A 24,709-nucleotide genomic window follows, 5' to 3' on the forward strand; every position below is an offset into this window, starting at 1 on the left:
TCGCGGCCATGGCGCGTCCAGCGGTGTCCGATTGGGAAGACGTCTTCGGGTTCTCGGACGACCCGACCCCGGGTGATGCGGACATGCTCGGGGATCTGGCCCGCCAGTACCGTTCTGTAGCGGACAACGCGGGCGATGCCCTGCCCCTCGTCTCCGGCCTGGAGGGCAACCAGGTCGGCGAGGGCAAGACGATGGACAAGCTCCGGGACAAGCTGGGCGACCTGGCCAACCAGGTGCGCAAGCTGCACAGTTCCTACGACCAGGCCGCCGGCGCCCTGGACACGTACGTGCACTCGCTGCGCGACCAGCAGCGCAACGCCGACAACGCCCTGGAGAAGGGCCGCGAGGCCAAGGACCGGCTCGAATCGGCCACCGACGTGGTCAAGGCGGCCGGCGCCGACATCAGCAAGCTCGACGGCGCCCAGCACCCGCCGGACGACAAGGAAGCCCGGGCCAGCACCCGCCGCGCCCTCGACGAGGCCCACAGCAAGCAGTCCTCGGCGCAGGCACACGCCGACGACGCCCAGGCCGACCTCGACGCCGCCCGCATGCTCGCCGAAGACGCCCGCCAGGTGCGCGAGGAGGACGCCGCCACCGCCGCCGGCAAACTGGACGACGCCCGCGACGAATCCGTCGCCGGCTACAGCCTCTGGGACAAGATCAAGAAGGCGTTCAGCAAGGCCCTCGCCATCATCAGCGCCGTCCTGGGCGTACTGGCACTGCTGATACCCGGCCTGCAGGGGCTCGGCATCGCCCTGACGATCGGTGCCGTCGTGGCCGGTGCGGCGTCACTGGGCATCAACATGTCGATCATGGCCGAGACAGGCGACTGGGACATCGGCGAGATCGTCCTCGGCTTCGTGGGACTGGTCGCGGGCGGCGGCGCGCTGCTCAAGGGCCTCGGAAGCGTCGGCTCGGCGCTCAAGGGCATCAAGCCCGGCGCGATGAAGAACATCGGGTCCGGCTCCGCCCGTTCCGTCAGCCGGGAGGCGGTCGGCAAGAAGTGCGCGACCGACCCGGTCGACGTGGCCACCGGCGAGATGCTGCTGATGCAGACCGACCTGGAACTGCCGGGCGCACTGCCGCTGGCTCTCGCGCGGACGCATCTGTCGACCTACCGCTACGGGCAGTTCTTCGGTCCCTCCTGGGCCTCCACGCTGGACGAACGCCTCGAGGTCGACGGCCGGGGCCGGGCGTGGTGGGCGCGGGAGGACGGGTCGATCCTGACCTACCCGCGGCTCCCCGAGGCCGGCTCGGTGGACGACCTGGTGTGGCCCGACGAAGGCCCCCGCCTGCCGCTGACGGCCGAGGAGACGGCCGAGGGCGAAATCGCCTACGTCGTCCGCGAGTCGCGCACCGGCATCGTCCACCGCTTCGCGGACCGCGCCACGGCCGGCGCCGACGACGACACCCGCGTGCACTGGCTGGTCCGCTGGCACGACCGCAACGACAACGAGGTGCGGATCGAGCGGGAGCCGGACGGCTCCCCGACGGCGATGGTCCACTCCGGCGGCTACCGCGTGGAGCTGAACTGCGTCGCCGGACTGCTGCTGGACGCCTCCGTGGTCACGCCCGAGGGCCCGGTGGAGGTGATGTCCTACCAGCGCGACGCGGACGGCAACCTCAGCCACATCGTCAACTCCTCCGGCAAGGCTCTGGTGTTCGGCTACGACGAGCACTCCCGCATCACCTCCTGGACCGACCGGAACAACTCCACCTACCGGTACGTCTACGACGAGCACCACCGCGTCACCGAGACCATCGGTCCCGACGGGCACCTGTCCTCGCAGTGGAGCTACGACCCGGCCGAGCAGCGCACCCACTACACCGACGCCTGCGGCGCCATCACCGTCTTCCAGCTCAACGACCTCCACCAGGTCATCGGCGAAACCGACCCCCTCGGCAACACCACCGTCTCCGAGTGGGACCGCTACGACCACCTCCTCGCCCACACCGACCCGCTGGGGCGCACGACCCGCTACGAGTGGAACGCAGGGGGCGACCTCACCGTCGTCGAGCACCCCGACGGCCGCCGTACCGAGGCCACCTACAACTCGCTGCACCAGCCCACCGAGATCGTGCTGCCGGGCGGGAAGACTTGGCGGCAGGAGTACGACGCCCGCGGCAACCGCACCGCCGTCACCGAACCCGACGACGCGGTCACCCGTTACACCTACGCTCCCACCGGTGCCGTCGCCACCCTCACCTGGCCGGACGGCACCGGGACCCGTGTCGACAGCGACCCCGCGGGTCTGCCGGTGCGCGTCGCGGGCCCTTCGCCCGCCTCCGACGAAGGGCAGCCCAGGGACGTCGGGACGACGTGTGTCCGGGACGCGTTCGGCCGTCCGGTCACGGTGACCGATGCCCTGGACGCGGTCACCAGGCTGGAGTGGACGGTCGAGGGCCTGCTGTCCCGGCGTACGGCCGCGGACGGCAGCGTCGAGGAGTGGCAGTGGGACGGGGAGGGCAACTGCCTCTCCCATACCGACCCGGCCGGCGGCACGACCGCCATGCGCTACACGCACTTCGACCTGCTGGCCGAGCGCACCACCCCCGACGGCGTCACGTACGCCTTCGCCTACGACGCCGAACTGCGCCTCACAAGCGTCACCAATCCTCAGGGGATGACCTGGGACTACACGCACGACAGCGCAGGGCGGGTCACCGCGGAGTCGGACTTCGACGACCGCTGCTTCGGCTACACCTACGACGCGGCCGGGCAGTTGACGGCCCATTCGACCCCGCTGGGTGAGGAGATCCGCCTCGAGCGGGACGTGCTGGGACAGGTCACCGCGAAGGACGCCGCCGGTGCCGTCACCCGTTACACCCACGACGCGGACGGAAACATGATCCGCGCCGAAGGCCCCGGGGCGACGCTGGAAATGACCTACGACGCCGGCGGCCGGCTGCTGTCGGAGACCGTCGACGGCCGCACCATGCACTACGGCTACGACCCCGCCGGACAGCTCGTCTCCCGCACCACTCCCACCGGCGCCACCTCCACCTACACCTACGACGCGGCCGGAAACACGACCGGCGTGTCCATCGACGGACACCAACTGACGTTCGTGCACGACGAGTTGGGACGGGAGACCGAACGGTTCTTCGGCGTGGACGTCCGGCTCTCCACCGCCTACGACTCCCTGGGCCGGCTCACCCGCCAGCACCTGACCTCAGGTCACGAGCTGCGCCGCGGCCGCTCCTACGGCTACCGCCCCGACAACCGCCTCACCGCGATCACCGAGGAGGTCACCGGCCGGACCCGCCGCATGGACCTCGACCCCGTGGGGCGTCCGCTCGCGTTGACGGCGGAAGGCTGGTCGGAGGCTTACGCCTACGACGCCGCCGGCAACCAGACCGCGGGCGACTGGCCCGGGCGGCGGGCCGATGACGACGGCGCGCGCGGCGAGCGCACCTACCAGGGCATGCGGCTCCTCTCCGCGGGCGGCATCCGCTACGAGCACGACGCCGCCGGGCGCATGACGCTGCGCCAGAAGACGCGGCTCTCGAAGAAGCCGGACACCTGGCGCTACGAGTGGGACGCCGAGGACCGGCTCACCGCGTGCACCACCCCCGACGGCACGCGCTGGACCTACACCTACGACCCGCTGGGCCGCCGCACGGCGAAGTACCGCAGGGGCGAGGACGGTGCGCCGGTCGAGGCGGTCTACTTCACCTGGGACGGCACCAGCCTGGCGGAGGAGTCCACCTCACGCACGGGCGTCACCGTGACCTGGGACTACGACGACCAGCGGCCGCTGACGCAGTACGAGCGCCGGCTGACCGCGGCCGACGGGCAGGCGCTGCCGCAGGACGAGGTCGACTCCCGCTTCTTCGCGATGGTCACCGACCTCGTCGGCACCCCCACCGAACTCGTCGACGAATCGGGTGAGATCGCCTGGCACACGCGGGCAACCGTATGGGGCTCCACGGCCTGGAATCGCGACGCCACCGCCTACACGCCGTTGCGCTTCCCCGGCCAGTACGCCGACTCCGAAACCGGTCTTCACTACAACGTTCACCGGCACTACGACGCAGACGTCGGGCGGTACATATCGCCTGACCCGCTGGGGCTCGTGCCGGACCCGAACCCCTACGGGTATGTGAACGATCCTTTCCAGGTATGCGACCCCCTCGGACTGGCTCCTTGCACCGTATTCAGGAACCTGAACAAATACGATGATCCCAGCGTAGGGCTGGTGGCGAAGAACCCGAACGCCAAATACAAGCCGGCGGGGCACGTCATCGCCGGAAGCAAGGAAACCTTCAAATCGCAGTTCATTTCCACGACGAACAGTATGGAAGTCCTCGATAAGTGGAAGGGCGCATATGGCCAGGTTAAAATCGACCTGACCAAGTTCGACGGAAAGGTCCACGACCTCACGACGGATGCGGGACGTAAGGCCGCTGGAATCAAGCCGCGGGGCAGGCCCATCGCTTACGCCAAGTCTTCGCAGGAAGTCCTGCTCGTGGGGCGCGTACCCCCGGAAGCAATAACGTGGATCAAGAAGCCAGGAGAATGATGACTGAATCTGGTCCGGCGGATGAGCTGACCGAAGCTCTTAACTCGCTCACGTTGCCTCTTCGGTCCAACGAGGGCCTTGACGAGGAAGCGCTGGAGAAAGTATTCAGCGTACTCCGGAAGTGCGAACAGGAATGGGACGGGTCTTCCCTGATTCCCAGAGATGCGCTGGCCGAACTCGTGGACGTGTACGCGGCGCTCGATGGGTTGTCTGAGGCGTATCCTGAGCCCGTACGCTCGGCTATCGACCGTGCGGCTCGCGAACTCCAGGGACTGGCGCTGTCGGCGGTGAAGAAGCAGCGAGTCGAGGACGAGGGGGACCTGCCGGACGAAGTGCTCTCACTGGCCGACAGGTGGGACAGCATTCTCCGTGAAACTCGGGATCTCCAGGAGGTTCCGGCGGGGAAGCTGTCCGAATTCCTCGGCGCGCTGGACGGCCTGGCCGAAGCATTTCAGGACCAGGATGAAATCCCTCGCACCCTCGCACGCACATTGATCAGCTCTTACCCTTCGATCGTCGAAATCTCCACCGAATTTGATTCTGCGGCGGAGCAGGAAGTGATGAATTCCGCATTCGAGATCCAAGAGCACGTCTGGGAATTCGTGAACGCGGACGTGGATGATTCCTGACGGAAGATCCACGAGCACGTGTGGCCGGATGCGTCCGGAACATACCCCCGTAGCCGACAAAGAGTGAGGTGACGTCCATGGCGCGTCCGCCGGCATCCGACTGGCAGGACGTCTTCGGGTTCTCCGACGACCCGGCCCCGGGCGACGCGGAGATGCTCGGCAGACTCGCGCGCAGCTATCGCTCGGTGGCCGACGACGCGGGGGACGCCCTGCCCCTGCTCTCCCGGCTGGAGGACAACCAGGTCGGCGAGGGCAAGTCCATGGACAAGCTCCGGGACAAGCTCGGTGATCTGACCGGGCAGGTCCGCAAGCTGCACAGCTCCTACGACCAGGCGGCCGGCGCGCTCGACACGTACGCGCGCTCGCTGCTCGACCTGCAGCACAAGGCCGACAAGGCGCTGGAGGACGGCCGGGAGGCCAAGGAGCGGCTGGAGTCGGCCATCGAGGCGGTGAAGGCCGCCGGCGCGGACATCGGCCGGCTGGACGCCGCGCACCCTCCGCCCGACGACCACGAGGCCCGCGCGAGCACCCGCCGCGCGCTGGACGAGGCGCGCAGCGAGCAGTCCTCGGCGCAGCGGCGGTCCGACGACGCGCAGGGGGACCTGGACGCCGCCCGGGCGCTCGCGGAGGACGCGCGGCAGGTGCGCGAGGAGGACGCCTCCGTCGCGGCCCGTGCGCTGGACGACGCAAGGGAGGAGTCCGTCGAGGGCTACAGCCTCTGGGAGCAGATCCGGAAGGTGTTCAGCTTCGTCCTGGGCATCATCAGCGGTGTGCTGGGCGTGCTGGCCATGCTGGTGCCCGGTCTGCAGGGCATCGGACTCGCCCTGTCCATCGCCAGCTTCGTGACCGGCGCGACGGCGTTCGGGATCAACATGTCCATGAGCGCGGAGAAGGGCGAGTTCAACGTCCTCGGCATCGTGCTGAGCAGCATCGGGCTGTTCCTCGGCGGCGGCGCCGTTCTCAAGGGCGTCGGTTCGATCGCCAAGTCGGTCACGTCCGCGGTCAAGGTGGGCGGGGCGAGCGGCGGCATCAGCAAGATCAGCAGCGGGTTCAACCAGTTCCGGGGCGAGTTCAAGAAGATTCCCGAGGCCGTGGGGAAGGTCCCCAGGAACATCTGGATCTCCGGCAAGGACTTCAAGAAGCTCCCCACCGACATCGTCAACGCGGTGAAGGGGATCGGATCCAAGATCGACGATCTCGCGTTCCTCGCCAAGGCGGCGCGGAACCCGACCGGTGCGGTGAGCTCGGTGCTGCAGAACGTCCTGGCGAACGGCTTCCGGTTCCCCGCGTCGTCCCTGAGGCTGCCGACCCTGGACGGCCTGCGGGGCCTCACCCACGCCTGGACCCGCACGGACGTGGCCGGCTTCGCCCTGGGCGTGGTCGGCCTGGGCTACGGGCCGCTGGCCTACACCGGTCACACCACCCCGCCGGTGCACGACGACAGCTACCTGCCCGGCACCCCCTGACCGGGACGCGTGCACGGGCGCCCGCACCCGCGCACCGGCCCGCACACAGCGCGAGGGCCTCGCACCGGCCGAAGCCGGTGCGAGGCCCTCGCGCATGCCGTCCCCGTCGGGTCAGCTGCCGGGCAGGACCGTCTCCGGGACCTGAACCGTCCGCAGCGTCCCGTCGCCCAGGTGCAGGATCGCCCGCCCGGGGCGGGTCGCGCCCAGGCGGCTGCGGGGGATCTTGACGCCGATCAGTTCGCCGTCGCTCATGTTCTGCGGCTTGAGCAGGAGCCCCGTCCGGTTGCGGCGGGCCTCGGTGTGCCAGCCGGAGAAGCCGGAGGAGAGCCGGTCGGTCTGCCCCGCGAGGATCAGGCCCCGGCCCGTCTCGGCGCCGGACTTGGCGATCGGCGTGAGGACCGACTCCGCCTTCGACTTCAGCAGCAGGTCGGCGTCGTCCAGGATCACCACGGCGCCCTTCGGCGCAGCGGCCAGCGCCTGTTCGAGGGCCGTGGGGTCGATGTCGGAGTCGTCGAACACCGCGAGGACCCCGGGCCGTCCGGCGAGCCGGCGCAGCGGCGACCTGGCGGGCGCGCCGATGACGAGGGGCGTCCTGACCGAGAGCAGCGACATGGCCAGCGTCGCCAGGACTGTGCTGCGTCCCGAACGGGCGGGCCCGGCGACGATGAAGGTCGGCGTGACGGAGAAGTCGGGGCCGAACGCCGTGAGTTCGTCGCCGCCGACACCGGACAGGGCCCACCGCGGCGACGGCAGCGGCCGCGGCACGTACTGGATCGCCTGCTCCCAGGTGAGCCGGTCCGGCAGCGTGTCGACGCGGAACGGCCGTGTGGTGGCCGGGAGGCCCGCCGCCCGCTCGCGGCACTGCTCCGCGATCTGCTGGAGCGCCCCGGCCTGCGCCTGGCCCTCCGGGTTCTGCGTGAGGAGCGCGATCTGCACCTCCGCCTTGTCGGCGGCGCGGAAGGCGCGGCCCGGCGGGATCTCGTCGGGCACGTTGCGCTGGGTGATGCCGATCTGCCCGTACTCGGACTTCTCGTTCAGCTTGAGGACGAGCTTGTCCTCGGTGGAGCCGTTGACGCGGCTGGAGAACAGCGCGCGGTCGCCGGTCATCAGCAGGTGGATGCCGACGCTCGCGCCGTCCCTGAGCAGGGTGAGGACGGAGTTCAGCAGGTTCCCGGAGTCGTACTCGCCGAGCTGCTTGTCGAACACCTCCCAGCGGTCGATGAACAGCACGATGTGCGGCGGCCGTTCGGCCTCCGGCAGGGCGCGGCGCAGCTCCGCCAGGTCGGCGCTGCCGCGCGCGGCGAGCATCTCCTGGCGTCGGCCCAGCTCGTCGGTGAGCCGGGCGAGCAGCCGGGCCACCCGGTCGGGCTGGGTGCGCTGGGTGATGGCGCCGCAGTGCGGCAGGCCCTCGATGGGCAGCAGCGCGCCGTTGCCGCAGTCGATGCCGTACATGTGCAGCTTGTCGGCGGAGTGGGCGAGGGCCAGGCTGCCGGCGATGGTGCGCAGCGTCTGCGACCTGCCGTGGCGGGGCGAGCCGATGATGTGCAGGTGCCCGAGGGTCGCCGGGTCGATCAGCAGGGCCTGCCGGGCCTGCTGTGCGGGCAGGTCCACGACGCCGTACGCGACGGGCGCCAGGTCGTAGTCCGAGGGCGGCGGCGGGGGCAGCTCGCCGGTGACGAGGATCTCGGGCAGCGGCGGGAGCCAGGGGCTGTGCTGGGCGGGGATGCCCATCTGCTGGTCCGCCTCGCGGATCGCCGTGACGAGTCCGGTGAGGTCGGTCTCCACGTCGGCGGGCGCGGCCGCGGCGCGAGGCCGGGCCGGGAGCGGCTCGCCGAGGCGTTCCCAGCCGACCGCCACGGCCCAGGGCGCGGGCAGCGAGGTCGCCGCCGCCCGGGGCGGCGGCCGCCGACGCGTCCGGACTGGAACGGCACGAGGGAGTTCTGGCCGAGGCGGACGTAGGCGCGGCCGGGGTTGCTCTGCGAGATCCCGGCGGCCTCACCGGAGTTGAGGACGTCCTGGCTCTCGCCGGAGTCCGTCACGCGCAGCGCGATGCGCAGGTTGGTGTTGGCGCGGATCTCCGAGGAGACGACGCCGCTGGGACGCTGGGTGGCGAGGATCAGGTGGATGCCGAGGCTGCGGCCCCGCTGGGCGATGTTGACCAGGCCCTTCACGAAGTCCGGCAGGTCGCGCACCATCGAGGCGAACTCGTCGATGACGATGAGGAGCCGGGGCATCGGGTCGCGGCCCGCGCCCGGTTCGCGCTCCAGGAGGTCGACGTAGTCCTCGATGTCCTTGGCGCCGGCCGCGGCGAGGATGTGCTCGCGGCGGGTGAGTTCCGCGGTGAGGGACACGAGGGCGCGCTCGACGAGGTGGGCGTCGAGGTCCGTGACCATGCCGACGGTGTGCGGCAGGTCGACGCAGTCCTTGAACGCGGAGCCGCCCTTGTAGTCGACGAGGACGAACGTCATGGCGTCCGGACGGTTCGCCACGGCGAGCGAGGCGACCAGCGTCTGGAGGAGTTCGGACTTGCCGGAGCCGGTGGTGCCGGCGACGAGGCCGTGCGGGCCGTCGCGCTTCAGGTCCAGGTGGAACGGGCCGTCGAGGGAGACGCCGACGGCGGCCCGGGTCGAGCGGCCCCCGGCCAGCCAGCGCGCCCGGATGCCCTCGGCCCGCGGCGGGTCGAGGGAGAGCACGTCGAGCAGTCGCGCGGAGCCGGGGAGCACCGCGGCCTCCTGGTCGCCGCTGCCCGAGTCCCGCAGCGGGCCCATGGCGCGGGCCAGCGAGCGGCAGTAGTCCATGGAGACGGTGTCGGGCCGGATGCCCCCGACGGTGCGCCTTCCGGAACGGCCCACGCGTACGGTGCCGCCGGGCTCCTCGGCGACGACGGCGAGGCACTCCTCGGGCAGCAGCCGCTCCTCGGCGTCCAGGCAGAGGGCGCGGATGCCGACGGCCGGTCCGTCGCGCAGGATCTGCGCGACGCCGGGCAGCGAACGCAGCCTGCGGGCGCCATCGAGGATGACGAGCACGTCGGGGCCCATGGCCCGGTTGCGCCCTTCGCCCTCCGCGGCGCGCTCGGCGATCATCGCGGTGAGTTCGGCGACGCGCCGGGCCGAGGTCTCCGTGCCGTAGCCGATGCTGGCCGGGGTGTCGCCGGACTTCTTGCGCACGTGCGGCAGCCAGCGCAGCCAGGACCAGCCGTCGCGGCCCTGTTCGCCGGTGGTCAGCAGGTGGATCTGGAGGTCGCGGGGGCTGTGCAGGACGGCGGCCTGGGCGACCGCCCAGCGGGCCACGGCGCGCGCGGCCGGGCCCTGTCCCGCGATGCCCATGACGTGGTGCTCGCGCAGCGGGACGGTCACCGGGACGTCGTACGCGGTCCACGGGTCCTGGCGACGGTGCTCGTCCTTGGTCGGGTCCGTCAGCACCACCTCGGAGGGCAGGTCGGCGGTCCCGATGCGCAGTTCCAGGAAGTCGGCGTCCGAGGTGCGGCGCTCCCACAGGCGGCGCCGGGGGCCGACGGCGGTCAGGACGACCTCGGCCGGGTCGGGGAAGCCACGGCGCCGGGCGGTGCGTTCGGCCGTCAGGGCCTGCTCCGCGTCGCCCTCGATGCGCGCCTTCTTCTCCTCGTAGGCGGCGACCGTCTCGGAGTGCGACTGGCGTCCGCTGCGCCGGCTCACCAGGTAGTTGCCGAGGATCACGACGGGGGAGAGCAGTCCGAAGAACAGCATCTGCATACGGCCGAAGGCCAGCGCCCCGACGCCCGCCATCACCAGCGGTGCGGCCGCGGTGATCCACGGGAGCGGACGGGCGGCGGGCGACCCGGGCGGGGAGGGCAGGGTGAAGTGGGTGGCGGTCTTGGCCGGCCGCAGCCGCGGCGGCCGGTTGTAGTCCCAGCCGGTGCCGTCCTCCGACAGCTGCACGGCCGCGTCCGGCCGCTGCGGGAGGGCGAGTTCGAGCAGGCAGCCGCCGACGAGGAGCTGTGCGCCGGCCGGCCAGGCGGTGGCCCCGGCAAGCTCCTCGCGGTCCAGTTGCGGGGCTGTGCCGTCCGGCGCGGCCGACGCGTCGGGCGCCACCCGGCAGCGTCCGCCGGGGCCCACCGTCAGGACGGCGCACGGCCGGTCCGATACGGCGCGCAGCACCTGGGCGGTCCCGTCGTGGGCCAGCCCGATCCGGTACTCGCCGATGTCGAGCCGGTGCACCGCGCCCGCCCCGGTCCCGCCGACCGCACGGATCTCCACCAGCCCGTCCGGCTCGGACGACGCGGTGCCCGCCGGGCGGCCCAGGCCGACGACGGCCGCGTGGCGCAGCGGCGAGTCCCGCAGCAGCAGGTCAGCGGGGAGCAGCCGGTCGCCGGCGTACAGGCCAAGGCCCTCCGGCGGCCGGTGGACGCCCCCCGCCCCGGCCAGCGCCTCCGCGACGGCCCCCACGGGCGTCTCGGGGTCGGCGTCGAGGTGGACGTCGAAGGCGTCACCGTCCCCCTCGACCACGGTCAACATCAACGACACGAAACGTCCTCCAGCCGGCGTGAATGGGGAGCCGCGGGAGCCCTCGCGAGGGCTCCCGTGCCACTGACGGGACCTACGGCCCCTGGCCCCGGATGGTTCACCGATATGTGCGTGGTGCGTCCGTGGCTCGTCCGTGGCCCGTCGTGGCTCGTCCGCCACCGGTCCGCCGATCGTCCGTGCGCCATCCACCGTCCGCGCACCATCCGTCGTGACCCATCCCCGTGAACCATCCGCGGGCGGGCTCCGTAGTGGCCTTCGGGTACAGGGCACCGCGACTCTGCCGTGGTGCCGCCCCCGCTTCCGCCCGTCCCGGCTCCGCCGCCGGGGCGTCCCGACAAGGAGTCAGAAGATGATCTGGTACGTCCTGGCCGTGGTGCTGGGGCTGGCGCTGATCGGGGCGGTGGCCGCGCTGATCGTCACCGAGCGGCGGCCCCGCCCGCCGAAGCCCGCCGAAGCCTCGGCCTCCGTCACGGGGCGGGAGGCGCTGGACGTGGTCAACGCCGGCCTGCGCCGGCTGACGGGCGAATGCCTGCGCTCCGGCCGGTCGCTGCCCGACCTGTACGCCGTCGTCTACTCCGAAGAACGCCTCGGACTGCTGCTGGCCGGCGCGGAGGAGACCGCCCCCGCGCCCTGGAACGCCGAGGCGGACGGCGAGCGCTGGACGATCTCGCCCGACGACCTGCACCGCCCCGGCCCGGAGGGCGAACCGGCCCTGCCGTACGCGCTGACCGTGACGGTGGGCCTGAACGGCGCCGACCGGGTACTGATCGACCTCTCCCGGGCGGGCGGACCCGTCTCCGTGACGGGTCCGGACGAGGAGGTGCGCAGCCTGGCGCGGGCCGTCGTCGCCGAGGCGCTGGCCGGCCCGGTGGGCGCGCTCGCCGAGGTCACCCTGGTGGGGTCCCTGGCCCGCGACGGCTTCATGCCCGGCGACGCGCCGCGGACCTCGCGGCTGCACACCGCGGCCAGCCTGGAGGAGGCGTTCGCCAGGGCGGCATCGGCGGCCCCGGGAGCGCCGGAGCCCGGAGCGTCCGACGTCACCCAGGTCTTCCGGCTGATCGAGGGCAGCAGCCGGATCGCCGTCCAGGGCGAGGCACCGCACCTGTTCGTCGTGGACGCCTCACAGCTCCCGCGGCGGGCCGGGGCGTTGGACGGCCTGCGGCGCGGGGACGCGCTGCTGGTGCTCGGCGACGCGCCCGCCGGGTGGCCGTGGCAGGCCCGTGCGGACGGCTCGCTCGACACCGGACCGCTCGGCCTGGAGATCACCCGGCACGCGGGGCGTTTCTGAGTCTTATCCGGCGGCCCGGTCACGGCCGCCCGCCTGCAGCCCGCGGCTGTGCAGCGCCTCCCGCAGGGCCCGGGCGGCGTAGTACGTCCGCGACTTGACCGTGCCCGGCGGCACACCGAGCACCCGGGCCGTCTGGTTGACGCTGCGCCCCAGGTAGTGCACGTGCAGCAGGACCTCGCGCTGCGGGGGCCGCAGGTCCCGCAGCGCCTCGATGAGCACCTGGGAGGTGAGGATGTGGTCCACGCCGTCGGAGACCGGGAGGTGGGCGAGTTCGGGGTCGCCGGCCTCGGGCGGTCTGGCCTGGCGGGCCCGGTGACCGTCGATGACGAGGTTGCGCAGCACGGTGAACAGCCACGGCCGCACCGAATCCGCGGTCGGGTCCAGGTCCCCGGCGTGGCGCCAGGCGCGTATGGCTACTTCCTGGAGGACGTCCTCGGCGCGGTGCCAGTCGCCCCCCAGCCGCCGCGCGGCGAACTGCAGCAGCGCGCTGCCGTGGAACTGGTAGAGGGCTCTGAGGAATTCGTCCGGGTGGAGATCGGCGGCGTGAGGACGGAACTCCGTGGCGTCGGGACGGAGTTCCGCGACCTCGGGACGGGACTCCGTGGCATGGGGGCGGAGTTCTGTGACGTCGGACGGGAGTCCCGTGTCGTCAGGACGGGACTCCGTAACGTCAGAACGGGACTCCGTGGTGTGGGGGTGGAGTTCCGTGGCGTCGGGGCGGGCTGTGCAGTCTTCGGTCGAAGCACTGGCCGACAAGGGCCTTTTCCTCTCCGGTTCGTCTGTGGGGGGAAGACGGATACCGCCGGCCGCGGGCAGGCCGACGGGCGCCGCCGCGAGCAGTCATGCGCTCCGTGCGGCGTGTCCGCCGGCCCGCGGCGGCGGTGAACCCGCCCCGGTACCGCCGTCAGTCCGGTTCGTGGGAGGAAAGCGACTTCACCTCACCGGGCGTCAGTTCCCGGTCGTAGAGGTGCACATCGGAGACAGCGCCCTTCCAGTGGTCGGCCGCCTTCCCGCCGAACTTGCCGCGTCCGACCACCACATCACCGGTGGGCTTCACGGTGCCGGCGGCCTCCCTTTCTCCCGCCGGCCGGCCGTCCACGTAGATCCGCATCCGGTGGTCCTTCTGGCGGTACGTACCGGTGAGGTGGTACCAGTGGCCGGCCTGCGGCTGCTCGGCCTTCTCCGCGACGGTACGGGCGCCGGTGAAACTGAAGGCGAAGTTCTGGTCCGGTCCGGAGTACTGGAGGTAGAACGTGCTGGCCTGGTCGCCGTCCTGGGACAGCACGGTGTGGAAGCCGTTCATGTCCTCGGGGGTGAGCCGCACCCGTGCGGCGACCGAGTAGTCCTTGCCGGCGGTGTCGAGCCGGGTACCGGTGTCCGCGTATGCGCTGGTGCCGTCCAGCCGCAGGGCGCCGCCCTCGGGGCTGTCGGTCCACTGCCCGCCGTCAGTGACGACGGCGTCGTGCTCACCCGCCTTCGCGGTACCCGACCGGTGCAGGGGCCACCACCCGATGCCACGCAGCGACTCGGCCCCGGAACTCGGCCCCGGCCCGGCCGGCTTCCCCCGGCCGGCTTCCCCCGGCCTGCTCCTTCCCGGCCTCCCCGGCCCCCTGCCCGCGCACCAGTTGGACGGCAACAAAGGCCAGCGCGACGGCCAGTACGGCAATCGTGGTGATGAGCGACCATCTGCGCGTCATGAATCTCCCCGGGACGTACGGCATACAGCTATAGGTGTCACTGGAGACCACGTGTCCGTTCCGGAAGTGGTTCAACGTGCACCCAAAGTCTGACAGGCGGGTGCGACCGCACAGGTGGGGCCCCTTAATGTGCTGACCTGCACCGGAACATGCGGCGAAACGGCGGAATGAGTGGTTCCGCAGGGTTCGTTGGGGTGGTTCGGCAGCGCGGAATCGTCGTCCGACGACCGTTCCGGTTGCGTTCGGGACCCTGCCTCCTACAACCGGCTGAGGTGCTGCCGCACACCGCCGGCCAGTTCGGCGTAGAACGGCACTCGCGGAGCGGCTTGCAGGATTTCCGTGCAGGCGGTCAGCTCCCCGATGCGGCCGGCCGGGCTGTCCAGTACACGGGCGAACTCCTTGCGGACCCGCTCGGCGACGTCCGGCACGGGCAGGGAGTGCAGGTAGAGGTGTGCGACGTCGTAGCCGAGGGGCGCCGCTTCCCAGCTTTCCCAGTCCAGAAGGGTCAGTTGCGGGCCGGTGAGGTTGGCCCAGTGGAGGTCGCCGTGGGCCGTGGCCCAGGTGATCCCGCCGGGGGTGACACCGGTGAACTCCGGGACCCGGCGCCGGATGTACTGCTCGCGCACCGCCTGACGGTCCGTGCGGACGCGCGCGAGGTGCGCCAGTGCCTGGTGGAGGCTCTGCCACCAGCTGTCCGGGAGGTCTGCGAGATGGTGGCGTGGGTGCAGTACCGGGCTCTTGGCCACCGGCGGACTCGTCACGAACTCGTAGTGCAGACCAGTCGCCCACACCGAGCAGCCTGGATCACGGCCAGGACCGGCCTGCTGAACGTCCACTCCTGGCCGCCGGCGCTGAACACGACGTGGCCGTCCTCGCCCACGCCGTACCAGGCTCCGGCAGCGGTGAGCCGGACGCTCAGGCTCCCGTCCGCGGGGATGCCGTCCACAAACGGCAGTGACGGCATCGGCCGGCCTGGATCCGTGCTCCCCCGTGCATTGATGAACTCCTCGATCACCCCCTCGTGCAGAGCGTCGGTGAACTCCTTGCGCAGGGCTTGGAGATACGTGGTCCGTTCGTCCGGCGGGGCGAAGTACGGCAGATTCGCGCGGACGGTGCTGGAGACCCGCAGCCGGTCCGAGAGCCACGACAGGAGATCAGCTCCGGTGGTGGGCTTGAGGCCGCAGGTCAGGTGGAGGGACCGGCCCTCAACGGCGGCGACGGCGTGCCCGATGAGGCCGAAGAGCATGTGCATCTGTTTTCGCTTCGCGCCAACCGGCCAAACCGTGTCGGTGCTGTCCTTGAGGTACTCGGCGAGCAGGCCGGGCCAGGGCATACGGACGGGCGCCGGAAGGGATGTGCCGGCCCTTGCGGCAAGTTCGGCGGCCCGAATGTTGGCGCTGGCTGAGTTGTTGCCGGAGGCCGCCGGATGGTCGACTCCGACGACACTGCGCGTCATTGTTCCTTCTTCGCCAGCTTCTTCCTGGCGAAGGGGTAGGCGAGAAGGTATCCCGCTGCCACACAGCCGCCGGCGCCGATGGCCCACCACAGGGTGGTCTCGGTGGTGGGCTGCGCGAAGAATCGGGCGAGGGAGGCAACGACGAGACCGGCTAAGACAGCGGCGAGCACGCAGGAGATCAGGTAGGCGCGTCGGCTCTTGACCTCGCTGGGGAGAAACTGGGAAAGGAACTGGGCTAAGACCATCACGTGAACGACTCCTCATTCTGATGCCGTGTCGGTGAGAGGGCCACTGAGGAGGAAGGCTGCGGCCCCGGGCCTGCGAGGCTATCGGCAGCCGATGGGCACAAGGGGAGCCTGGGGCCGGGACTGGCCTGCTGTTGTGACCGGCGGCGGCCAAGTCCGGAGCGCGGGTTCGGTGCCTGCCGCCGTCGCCCGGCCCCTACGGAAGCCCTGGCCAGTGGTCCGGTGCCGAGCCGCTCTGAGAAGCTTGGCCGGACCGGATGCCGAAGAATCCGCGCATGACTGAGGGGCGCAATTTCAGGGACGGGCTCGCGTCGCGCATCGCGGATTTTGACCGGGAGACAGCCGGGTGGGCCGCCGGCCGGGCCGAGAAGGAGCGGCAGCATGTGCTGGCGGAGTTTCCGCTGGAGAGCTGGGAAACGCTGTCGCTGGACCGGTACGCACTGGGGCCCGCGGGCCGTTAGGGCGGATACTCCTTCTGCTGGCTGATGGAGTACGGCACCGACCATTTCGGCAGCATCCGCGGCGGCAGCGCGGCCAAGCACATCGTGTACCAGCACAGGACGGGCGAGTGGCGGATCGTGCCCAGCGCGCTGCGCGGACTGGGCGAGCACGAGGCATGGGCGCAGGTCCGCACCGAGTTCGTGGCTGCCTTCGCCGCGGCGGCCAAGGGGGCGTACGAGCGCCTGGATGAGCTGGAGTCGCTGTCGTACGGCCAGGCACTGACCACGAGGTGCTTACAGCGCCCTCGTCATGAACGTACTGTTCCGGTCGGGCCGGTAGTCCGCGAACGGTGCGCACTCCCGGAACCCGAACTTCTCGTACAGCCGCCGCGCAGGCAGGAAGAACTCGCCCGCGCCGGTCTCCAGGCTCAGCCGGGTGAAGTGCATCCGCCGCGCCTCGGCGATGATGTGCTCCAGCAGCAGGGAGGCGACCCCGCTCCTCTGTCGCGCCGGCCGGGTCCGCATCGACTTCAGCTCGGCGTGCCCCGCGTCCAGCCTTTTGAGCGCGCCGCAGCCCACCGGACTGTCGCCGTCCGAGACCGACCAGAACGTGATGCCGGGCGCACGGAGGCTGTCGAGATCGAGGGCGTGCTTGCTCTCCAACGGCGTGAGGGACCGCATCTGCTCGACGTGCTCCTGGAGGAACCGGGCGATCTCAGGGCCGGAGAGGTCATCTACGACTATCTTCAACGTCTTCACCTTTCTTCGGAGCTGCCGTTGCTGCGGGTGCCATCCCTCAGCGCCTGATGTCCGGCCACGTCGTCACGGCCGCCGTCAGACGCCACACAGGACGCGGGGGCACCCCCGGCCTCGGAGAGCTTTCCGCGTGAACGCCCTGGCCACTCTCAGGCACGGCACCGGCTCACAGGTGTTGCAGCTTGTCCGGGTTGCGGATGATGTGGATCTCGGTGATGCGTGCGTCCACGACCTCCGCGCAGGCGACGGTGTCGGGGCGGCCCGCGACGGTGAGCAGCAGGCCCGGCCGGCCGTTGACGTTCACCGCATGGACCCGGGGGTCGTCCACCGGCTGGGTGACCACGGCGGCGAGGAAGCGGGCGACCTTGTCCGCGCCGCGCTGGGGGCGGACGGCGGCCTTCACCTTGCCGCCGCCGTCGCTCCACGCCGTCACGTCGGGGGCGAGCAATTCCATCATCCGGTTGAGGTCGCCGCCGAGACAGGCGGCCAGGAACTCATCGGTGACCTGTCGCTGCACCTCGGCCGGTGTGTCGTAGCGCGGCCGGCGGGCCCGGACGTGTGATCTGGCCCGGTGGCCGACCTGCCGTACGGAGGCCTCGCTGCGCTCCAGCATGGCGGCGATCTCCTTGAAGGAGTAGCCGAAGGCCTCCTTGAGCACGAAGACCGCTCGTTCCAGCGGCGAGAGGTGGTCGAGCACGACGAGCAGGGCGAGGGAGACCGACTCGGCCAGCTCCACCTCCTCGCCGGCGTCGGGCTGGGTGACCAGGGGTTCGGGCAGCCAGGGCCCGACGTACTGCTCGCGGGTTGCGGCGGCCGAGGTGAGCCGGTTGATCGCGAGGTTGGTGACCGTACGGGCCAGATAACCGGCCGGGTTATGCACAGGGGTGGACACCTGGCTGCACCGGAGCCAGGTGTCCTGCACCAGGTCCTCGGCGTCGGCGACACTGCCGAGCATGCGGTAGGCGATACCGAACAGCATGCGCCGGTGTTGTTCGAAGGCGGTCGCGTCGATCACTCTCGTGACGCTACCGCGCAGGCGTCCGAGAAGCCCTGGCTCGTCAGGCCGAAGGCCCGGTTCATCCGCGAGCGGTAGTTCTCCAGGGCGACCATGGCGGTGAGTTCGACGAAGGCGGCCTCACCGAGCCGTCCGGTCAGGGCGGCGGCGAGCTCGTCGGTGACCCGGGGTTCGGTCTCGGTCATGGCTTCGGCGTAGTCGAGGACGAGCAGTTCCAGCTCAGTGAAGGCGTCCTGGTTGTCGCGCCACTGCGGGACCTTGGTGACCTTGGTGACCATGTCCGCCGGGAGCCCGAGGGAGTCGGCCGCCCAGTGGCCGAAGTCCATGCACCACGAGCAGTTGATCCTGGCCGCCGCGGCCATGACCGCGAGGTGCTTGAGGCCGGGATCGAGGCTGTTCCACTTGGCGGCACCGCGCTCCTGCCGGACGTAGGTGAGCAGCACCCGCGCGTTGTGGCCGACGGCCAGGCCGGGGTCGAGCACCTTGCCGTAGGTGCGCCGGGAGTACCAGGCGCCCAGGCGGTTGAGCAGGGTGTGGGGCGGTGTGAGCGAGATGCGGGCCATGTCAGGTTCTCCATCGTGTCGTACCCGTGACTCGACGAGCGTCTGTCGAGCGGGGGTGAGCAGGGGTTCCCAGGACTTCCGGAGATGTGACAGGGCGGGCGGGGGGAGTGTGACATCGGCGCCGGGTGGGGGCGGCCGGTCGTCGGTCCGGGTGCGGTCGGTCGTCGGCCCGGTGCGGCTGGTCGGCGGCCCGGTGCGCGGTAGGCCGATCCCCCCCGCCCACAGATCCACATCCCTACGGCGCAACCCACCCGCCCCGGTGGAGCCCCTACGGCAGGATGGAGCGCACCGACTCCGGCGACCGGCCCACGACGGCGGTTGCTCGGTCGCCTTCGGCTCCTTCGGTTCCTCCGGCTCCTCCGGCTCCTTCGTCGGCCGTGATGATCGGACGCTGGATCAGGGTGGGGTGGGCGGCCAGCGCCTCGATCCAGCGGGGGCGGTCCGCGGCTTCACGCGGCCACGCCGCGAGGCCCAGTTCGGCTGCGGCCGGCTCGCCGAGGCGCGTGATGTCCCACGGCTCCAGTGCCAGGCGCTGCAGCACCACGCCGAGCTCCTGCACGGTCGGCGGGTCTTCCAGGTAGTACCGCACCGTGTACTGCGCCTCTTCCGCGTCGAGCAGCGTCAGCGCGGACTGGCACTTGGAGCAGGCGGGATTGATCCAGATTTCCATCGTGTCGGTCTTTCGGTTCCTTGTCGGGCGGAGCAACGCCCCGCAGGGTCGTGTCAGGTCGTGTCAGGTCAGGTCAGGTCAGGCGAGGTCAGATCAGGGCAGGTCAGGTGAGGCCGGCCAGGGCCAGGAACTCGGCACGTGAGCGGGCGTCGCTGCGCAGTGTCCCCAGGAGGGTGGAGGTGAGGGTGCTGGAGCCGGTGGCCTGGACACCGCGCAGGGTCATACAGGTGTGTTCCGCTTCGATGACGACCCCTACGCCCTTGGGCTCCAGCTGGGTCTGCAGCCAGTCGGCGATCTGCTTGGTGAGGCGTTCCTGGACCTGCGGGCGGCAGGCGAAGTGCTCGACGACACGGGCCAGTTTCGACAGACCGAGGATCCGCCCGCCCGGCAGGTAGCCGACGTGGGCGGTGCCGACGAACGGCAGCAGATGGTGCTCGCACACCGAGCGCACAGGAATGCTGCGGGCCAGGACGAGTTCGTCATAGCCCTCGTCGTTCGGGAAGGTGGTCAGGTCGAACGGCCGGGGGCTGAACAGCTCGGCGTAGGCGCGGGCCATGCGCCCCGGCGTCCCGCGCAGGCTCTCGGTCTCGGTGCTGATGCCGAGCGCGTGCAGGAACTGCCCGGCAGCGCGTTCGGCGGCGGCAAGGTCGGTGCCGCCGCTTTTGTGGACGACACGCAGCGCGGCCGGGGCGGGTATCGCTGCGTCCGGGTCGTCGGGGGCCCGGTGCAAGGCGGTGCGGGGATGCTGGGTCATGTCAGCTGCCACCGATGCCGAGGGCGGTGAGCAGTACCAGGACGACGGTGACGACGGCGAACAGCCCGTGCCCGGCCACCACCGGCACGGGGAAGTACCGCTCGGCGGGCCCGGACTGCTCCTCCGCGGCGGCCGGGGCGGCGGCCCGCGCCCGGTACACGGGGATCCACCGGGCCAGCATCGTGAAGCCGAGCAGGGCGACGGGCACCAGCAGGCCGAAGGCGGTCCAGGCCAGTACGTCCTTGTCGGTGATCACATAGCCGATCCAGACGACCAGACCGACCGCGGCGAGCGCGAAATGCCCGAAGACGACGGGGACGGGCAGCCGGCTGTTACCGGCCTTGGCGCCTGCGCGGGAGAGCCAGGTACCGAGCATGTAAAAGCCGCCGAGAGCGGTGATCACCCAGGTGATCAGTGCGGCGATGGCCATGAGGACTCCTCGTGGGTGGTTCATGGGTGAGGTGAGTGGCAACTGCGGCCACGGCTGGGACCGGGACCGGGACAAGGACTGGGACGGGGGCCACGACTGCGACTGGGACGGCGACTGGGCCTGGGCCTGGGACGGCGACTGCGCACGGCCACGCCGGGGAAAGTGGTCGGCCGGTGAGCCGATCAGCCGGTCCGCCGCTGAGCTGGCCCGCCGGCCCGCCCGTCAGCCGGCCCGCCCGTCAGCCGTACCGCCGTCCCGCCGTCCCGGGCCGCGGCGAGTGAGGACAAAGCCCTCGGCCTGAGTGGTCTCGTCGGCGACGCGCACTCCGTAGCGGTAGGCGAGCTTGCCGCCCAGGTAGCCCGAGACGCCCAGCACCACGAGGCTCACGGCGTTCAAGGCGAGCATGCCGCCCCCGACGCCGCCCTGCTGCGGCCCATGGTTCGCGTACCGCCACAGGAAGTTCCCTGCGTAGGCGGTGGTCACCAGCAGGTTCAGCGCCATGTGCAGCAGACCGACGCGGAACGCCCGGGTCCCGGGCGGGATCGCGAACAGGTCCAGGAAGCCGACCAGCGCCGCGGCCAGTGCGCCGACCACCCCGAGGGCGATGAGCCACTGCGCTCCGCGGGCCAGGAAATCCGGGTGGCGTACGAGGTGAGAGGCGACGTCGAAGACCAGGCTGCCCACCCATGCCCCGATCGGGACGGTCACCAGGAGCGGATGGAACGGGTGCCCGTACGGGCCGGCCGGCGCGGCGCTCACCGGTCGTTTGGCCCCCTCGTGTGACGGCTCCACCATGCCGACCACCCCTCTCTAGTTTCGCCAACAAGTATTGGTCTTATTCGGAGAGGGCGTCAAGAGACCCAGCCAGTCGCCGGTGCCGGACGAAGATTCGGTGGTTGCACCTATCGGTGTGCGCGTTACTGTGAAGAGGTGAGCTCCGATGCAACGCCGCAGCCTCCTACCGGTGACGCCGCGATCGACTCCGTCAGCGTCCTCGGCGAGGACTCCCGGCGGCAGATGTTCGCGTTCATCCGGCGTCAGCGCCGCCCCGTGACCCGGGACGAGGCGGCCGCCAGCGCGGGCATCTCGCGCAAGCTCGCCGCCTTCCACCTCGACAAGCTGGTGGATGCCGGCCTGCTGCGCGCCCGGTACGAATCACCCGGCGGAATCCGGAAGGTCGGCCGCCAGCCCAAGGTCTACGAACCCACCGACAGCGAGATCCGCGTCAGCATCCCCGACCGCCGCCACGAGCTGCTGGCCGACCTTCTGCTGGAGGCCGTCGTGACCGAGGGCGAGGGGGAGATGGCCACCGACGCCGCGGTGCGTACGGCCGGCCGGCGCGGCCGGGAACTGGGCGAGACCGAGCGGGAGCACACCCGTCCTGGCCGGCTCGGCGCGGAACGCGGCCTCAGTGTGTGCGAGCGGATGCTCGACCGGCACGGCTTCGAGCCGGTCCGCGAAACCCCCACCCAACTCCGGCTGCGCAACTGCCCCTTCCACCCCCTGGCAGCCAAGGCCCCGGACCTGGTGTGCGGCATGAACCACGCCTTCGTCGCCGGTTACCTGCAGGGCCTGGAGGTCAGCGGCGTAGAGGCCGTACTGGCACCCCGCCCCGGGGAATGCTGCGTCCAGCTCGGCCCCGCCAAGGGGTGAAGGCGGCCACGCCAGGGGACCCGTCAGTCACTCGCCCGCAGGAGGCATGGTTGTCTGCCCAGGAGACGTCCCAGGTGCTGGTGGCTCTCGACGCGTGTCTCGCCGCAGCACCCGAGGAACAGGGCGGCGCACTGTGGCGGCTGGCGCAGAGAAACCGGCAGCTCGACGCCAACCTGGTGCGGCTGCCTGCGGGCGCGTCCGTGGCCGGTCATGTCGAATCCGCACTGGATGTGTTGCTGCTCGTGGTCGAGGGCGACGGACAGCTCGACAACGGCGCAGGCGAAAGGGCCCAGCCGCTGGAACCCGGCGTCGTGGCATGGCTGCCGAAGTCTGCGCACCGTGCGCTGGTCGCGGGTCCGCGCGGGCTGGCCTACCTGACCGTCCACCGGCGGCGTCCCGGTCTGAGCATCGGCGGCCGCACCGCCGCGGAAGGCGGGGACAGCGGAGACGGCGGAGGCAGAGGGGACAGCGGGGACCGCAGGGACAGCGGGGACCGCAGGCAGAGCGGAGAAGACGGAGAACGCGGGGAGGCGCCCTGCGCTCCGGAAGCGGTGTGCCAGGCCTGCGGGCACCCGAGGACGGAAGCGGGAGCGCGTTTCTGCAGTTGGTGCGGTGAAGCGGTGCCGAGCACCCCTGATCCCTGAGCGTCACGAAAAACGCCGGGCCCCTGTCCCCCGCCCCGACCCCGGCTCCTGTCCCCCATCCCCGGACCCGGCTCCTGCCCCCCCCGTCCCCGGCCCCCGACTCCTGTCCCCGGTGCCGCTCACCCGCCTCCACAACGCAGGTCCGTACCACAAGGGTTGTTAGTGAGGCGTTAACGGTGCGCTAGCGATCTCCGCGAGAGTCATGGGCGTCCAAGGGTGTGGGTTGAGGGGGCCGCTGAGGCGTTCAGCTCTATGCCCCGCCCAGCGAACGGGGGAACGCCATGCAGAAGACGACGCCGGACAACGACGACCGCGCCGGGAACGCCCCGAAGCCAGAACAGGGGCTGGGGCTGGGACAGGGGCTGAGGCTGAGGCAGCCGCAGGGGCAGCAGCACGGGCTGCCGCGCGGCACGGCGCAAGCGGCGGCGACCTGCTCCTTCTCGGAGTTACCCCTCGCGTAGTTCACTGCGGAGTGCCGGGCCGCCTCTTGAGGCCCCTCCCACGGCTTCGGGCAATAAGTCGCCGGCGCCGTAATAAGAAGCCCGCGCCACTCCGTCGAGAATCCTCCTTCTCTATTTCTCGGGTCGAAGCGGAACCTCGGTAACCGCCTCCCCGTCTTTCCGGGCGCCCCATTTCTCCGGGCGTCCCCGTATCAGAACTTCGAACGAATGCGATGGGTACCGTTATGCGTGACATCAGCCGCCGGGGCATATGTGGACTCGGGGTCGGAGCGGCGGCCGCACTCTCCGTTGCCGGCTGCTCACCTTCCGGGTCGTCGGGTTCCGACAAGGTCGGATCCAAGCCCGGACAGACGGCGAAGGGCAAGCCGATAGGCGACGGCTCCACGGAGTACACCGGAAAGCAGCCGAACCAGCCGCCCGCACCGGAGAAGCTGGCACCGGGGCAGAAGCCACCGCAGTTCGTGGTCTTCTCCTGGGACGGGGCGGGCGAGGTGGGCAACGGCCTCTTCCCGCGGTTCCGGAAGCTCGCCAAGGACCACAACGCCTCGATGACCTTCTTCCTCTCCGGGCTGTATCTGCTGCCCGAATCGAAGAAGCGCCTCTACCGTCCGCCGAACAACCCCGTCGGCGCCTCCGACATCGGTTACCTCACCGATGAGCACATCAAGGCAACGCTGAAGAACGTGCGCGCGGCGTGGCTGGAGGGCCACGAAATAGGCACCCACTTCAACGGCCACTTCTGCGGAGGCAGGGGCACGGTCGCCCACTGGACCCCCGCCCAGTGGGACTCCGAGATAGAGCAGGCCGTGGACTTCGTCACCAAGTGGCGGACGAACACCGGCTTCACCGATGTCGAGGCGCTGCCGTTCGACTACAGCAAGGAACTCGTCGGCGGCCGTACGCCCTGCCTGCTCGGCCAGGCCAACCTGCTGCCCACGGCGCGCAAGCGCGGCTGGCGCTACGACGCCAGCTCCCCCGGCGGCCTCCAGGTCTGGCCCACCAAAAAGCAGGGCATCTGGGACTTCCCGCTCCAGTCGGTACCGTTCCCCGGGCACTCCGAGACCCTTTCGATGGACTTCAACCTGATGTACAACCAGTCCAAGAACTCCACCAAGGGTCCGCCGGCCAACTACCCGCGCTGGCGCAAGGAAGCCACCGACGCCTACATAGCCGGCTTCCAGCGGGCGTACGACACGAACCGGGCCCCGCTGTTCGTCGGCAACCACTTCGAGCGGTGGAACGGCGGCATCTACATGGACGCCGTCGAGGAAGCGATCAAGCACATCGCCGGCGGCAAGCACAAGGACGTCCGCCTGGTCTCCTTCCGCCAACTCTGCGACTGGCTCGACGCCCAGGACCCCAAGGTCCTCGCGGGCCTGCGCGGGCTCGGCGTCGGCCAGAAGTTCACCGGAGGCGGACGCGGCTGAGGGCATGGCGAGGGGTAGCGCCCCCACCTCACCCTGGGTGGGGAATCCGCCGGCCCCCTACGCCTCCCCCATGCCATACACGGATCATTC

General features: G+C 70.9%; 23 protein-coding genes and 1 pseudogene. 9 read left to right on the forward strand and 15 right to left on the reverse strand.

Annotated elements, in window-relative coordinates; translation table 11 throughout:
- Positions 1–23 precede the first annotated feature (23 nt).
- The 3 genes from ABR737_RS22345 to ABR737_RS22355 all read left to right on the forward strand — a co-directional run bounded on the left by ABR737_RS22345 (position 24) and on the right by ABR737_RS22355 (position 6,618).
- Positions 24–4,523, forward strand: a complete 4,500-nt coding sequence (locus tag ABR737_RS22345) for a DUF6531 domain-containing protein (protein WP_350251876.1) — start codon at positions 24–26, stop codon at positions 4,521–4,523.
- Positions 4,520–5,152, forward strand: coding sequence for a hypothetical protein (locus tag ABR737_RS22350; RefSeq protein ID WP_350251877.1), 633 nt, complete (start codon positions 4,520–4,522; stop codon positions 5,150–5,152). Before ABR737_RS22345 ends, ABR737_RS22350 begins: the two co-directional genes overlap by 4 nt.
- Before the next feature lie 77 nt (positions 5,153–5,229).
- On the forward strand, positions 5,230–6,618 hold the full coding sequence (locus ABR737_RS22355) for a hypothetical protein (protein ID WP_350251878.1): 1,389 nt from the start codon (positions 5,230–5,232) through the stop codon (positions 6,616–6,618).
- 111 nt (positions 6,619–6,729) lie between these two features.
- On the opposite strand, the gene ABR737_RS43950 is transcribed toward ABR737_RS22355, so the two are convergent.
- Positions 6,730–8,229, reverse strand: coding sequence for an FtsK/SpoIIIE domain-containing protein (locus ABR737_RS43950; RefSeq protein ID WP_502964493.1), 1,500 nt, complete (start codon positions 8,227–8,229; stop codon positions 6,730–6,732).
- Positions 8,190–11,111, reverse strand: coding sequence for an FtsK/SpoIIIE domain-containing protein (locus ABR737_RS43955; protein WP_502964494.1), 2,922 nt, complete (start codon positions 11,109–11,111; stop codon positions 8,190–8,192). The genes ABR737_RS43950 and ABR737_RS43955 overlap by 40 nt, the downstream gene beginning before the upstream one ends.
- A 358-nt stretch (positions 11,112–11,469) precedes the next feature.
- On the opposite strand from ABR737_RS43955, the gene ABR737_RS22365 reads away from it, so the two are divergent.
- On the forward strand, positions 11,470–12,408 hold the full coding sequence (locus tag ABR737_RS22365) for a hypothetical protein (protein ID WP_350251879.1): 939 nt from the start codon (positions 11,470–11,472) through the stop codon (positions 12,406–12,408).
- Positions 12,409–12,411: 3 nt separating this feature from the next.
- Here the strand turns inward: ABR737_RS22365 and ABR737_RS22370 are convergent.
- The 5 genes and pseudogenes from ABR737_RS22370 to ABR737_RS22390 form a co-directional block, all read right to left on the reverse strand.
- Positions 12,412–12,957: pseudogene (locus tag ABR737_RS22370) on the reverse strand (sigma-70 family RNA polymerase sigma factor); the annotation flags it as partial.
- Between the two features lie 355 nt (positions 12,958–13,312).
- Entirely contained in the window at positions 13,313–14,044 is a 732-nt protein-coding gene (locus ABR737_RS22375) for a LamG domain-containing protein (protein ID WP_350251881.1), read from the reverse strand.
- Between the two features lie 318 nt (positions 14,045–14,362).
- A complete protein-coding gene (locus tag ABR737_RS22380; protein ID WP_350251882.1) occupies positions 14,363–14,866 on the reverse strand; it encodes a hypothetical protein in 504 nt (167 codons plus the stop codon).
- Positions 14,863–15,561 (reverse strand): hypothetical protein, encoded by a 699-nt coding sequence (locus tag ABR737_RS22385; protein WP_350251883.1) that lies wholly within the window; start codon positions 15,559–15,561, stop codon positions 14,863–14,865. Before ABR737_RS22385 ends, ABR737_RS22380 begins: the two co-directional genes overlap by 4 nt.
- Complete coding sequence (locus ABR737_RS22390) at positions 15,558–15,809, reverse strand: hypothetical protein (RefSeq protein WP_350251884.1); 252 nt, start codon at positions 15,807–15,809, stop codon at positions 15,558–15,560. Before ABR737_RS22390 ends, ABR737_RS22385 begins: the two co-directional genes overlap by 4 nt.
- Positions 15,810–16,081: 272 nt before the next feature.
- Between ABR737_RS22390 and ABR737_RS22395 the strand changes: the two genes are divergently transcribed.
- Positions 16,082–16,267: a hypothetical protein gene (locus tag ABR737_RS22395; RefSeq protein ID WP_350251885.1), complete on the forward strand. Its 186-nt coding sequence runs from the start codon at positions 16,082–16,084 to the stop codon at positions 16,265–16,267.
- On the opposite strand, the gene ABR737_RS22400 is transcribed toward ABR737_RS22395, so the two are convergent.
- The 8 genes from ABR737_RS22400 to ABR737_RS22435 all read right to left on the reverse strand — a co-directional run bounded on the left by ABR737_RS22400 (position 16,264) and on the right by ABR737_RS22435 (position 21,229).
- On the reverse strand, positions 16,264–16,533 hold the full coding sequence (locus ABR737_RS22400) for a hypothetical protein (protein WP_350251886.1): 270 nt from the start codon (positions 16,531–16,533) through the stop codon (positions 16,264–16,266). The genes ABR737_RS22395 and ABR737_RS22400 overlap by 4 nt on opposite strands.
- A gap of 7 nt (positions 16,534–16,540) precedes the next feature.
- Positions 16,541–16,996 (reverse strand): GNAT family N-acetyltransferase, encoded by a 456-nt coding sequence (locus ABR737_RS22405; RefSeq protein ID WP_350251887.1) that lies wholly within the window; start codon positions 16,994–16,996, stop codon positions 16,541–16,543.
- Between the two features lie 172 nt (positions 16,997–17,168).
- The gene (locus ABR737_RS22410) at positions 17,169–18,017 is read right to left on the reverse strand and encodes an RNA polymerase sigma-70 factor (protein WP_350251888.1); all 849 of its coding nucleotides are present in this window, start codon (positions 18,015–18,017) and stop codon (positions 17,169–17,171) included.
- A complete protein-coding gene (locus ABR737_RS22415; protein ID WP_350251889.1) occupies positions 18,014–18,580 on the reverse strand; it encodes a carboxymuconolactone decarboxylase family protein in 567 nt (188 codons plus the stop codon). Before ABR737_RS22415 ends, ABR737_RS22410 begins: the two co-directional genes overlap by 4 nt.
- Before the next feature lie 268 nt (positions 18,581–18,848).
- Positions 18,849–19,250, reverse strand: coding sequence for an ArsC/Spx/MgsR family protein (locus tag ABR737_RS22420; protein WP_350251890.1), 402 nt, complete (start codon positions 19,248–19,250; stop codon positions 18,849–18,851).
- Between the two features lie 103 nt (positions 19,251–19,353).
- Positions 19,354–20,004 carry a GTP cyclohydrolase I FolE gene (folE, locus tag ABR737_RS22425; RefSeq protein ID WP_350251891.1) on the reverse strand — a complete coding sequence of 217 codons (651 nt, stop codon included), beginning with the start codon at positions 20,002–20,004 and terminating at the stop codon, positions 19,354–19,356.
- Position 20,005: 1 nt separating this feature from the next.
- Positions 20,006–20,434 (reverse strand): hypothetical protein, encoded by a 429-nt coding sequence (locus ABR737_RS22430; RefSeq protein ID WP_350251892.1) that lies wholly within the window; start codon positions 20,432–20,434, stop codon positions 20,006–20,008.
- Between the two features lie 222 nt (positions 20,435–20,656).
- On the reverse strand, positions 20,657–21,229 hold the full coding sequence (locus tag ABR737_RS22435) for a DUF2231 domain-containing protein (protein WP_350251893.1): 573 nt from the start codon (positions 21,227–21,229) through the stop codon (positions 20,657–20,659).
- A gap of 135 nt (positions 21,230–21,364) precedes the next feature.
- Here ABR737_RS22435 and ABR737_RS22440 point away from each other — a divergent pair, with 135 nt between their 5' ends.
- The 4 genes from ABR737_RS22440 to ABR737_RS22455 all read left to right on the forward strand — a co-directional run bounded on the left by ABR737_RS22440 (position 21,365) and on the right by ABR737_RS22455 (position 24,619).
- Entirely contained in the window at positions 21,365–22,087 is a 723-nt protein-coding gene (locus ABR737_RS22440; protein ID WP_350251894.1) for a helix-turn-helix transcriptional regulator, read from the forward strand.
- Positions 22,088–22,137: 50 nt separating this feature from the next.
- A complete protein-coding gene (locus ABR737_RS22445) occupies positions 22,138–22,731 on the forward strand; it encodes a zinc ribbon domain-containing protein (RefSeq protein ID WP_350251895.1) in 594 nt (197 codons plus the stop codon).
- A 281-nt stretch (positions 22,732–23,012) separates the two neighbouring features.
- Complete coding sequence (locus ABR737_RS22450) at positions 23,013–23,192, forward strand: hypothetical protein (protein WP_350251896.1); 180 nt, start codon at positions 23,013–23,015, stop codon at positions 23,190–23,192.
- A gap of 224 nt (positions 23,193–23,416) precedes the next feature.
- Positions 23,417–24,619 carry a polysaccharide deacetylase family protein gene (locus ABR737_RS22455; RefSeq protein WP_350251897.1) on the forward strand — a complete coding sequence of 401 codons (1,203 nt, stop codon included), beginning with the start codon at positions 23,417–23,419 and terminating at the stop codon, positions 24,617–24,619.
- Positions 24,620–24,709 lie beyond the last annotated feature (90 nt).

This window comes from Streptomyces sp. Edi2, from assembly GCF_040253635.1.
Lineage (GTDB): Bacteria > Actinomycetota > Actinomycetes > Streptomycetales > Streptomycetaceae > Streptomyces.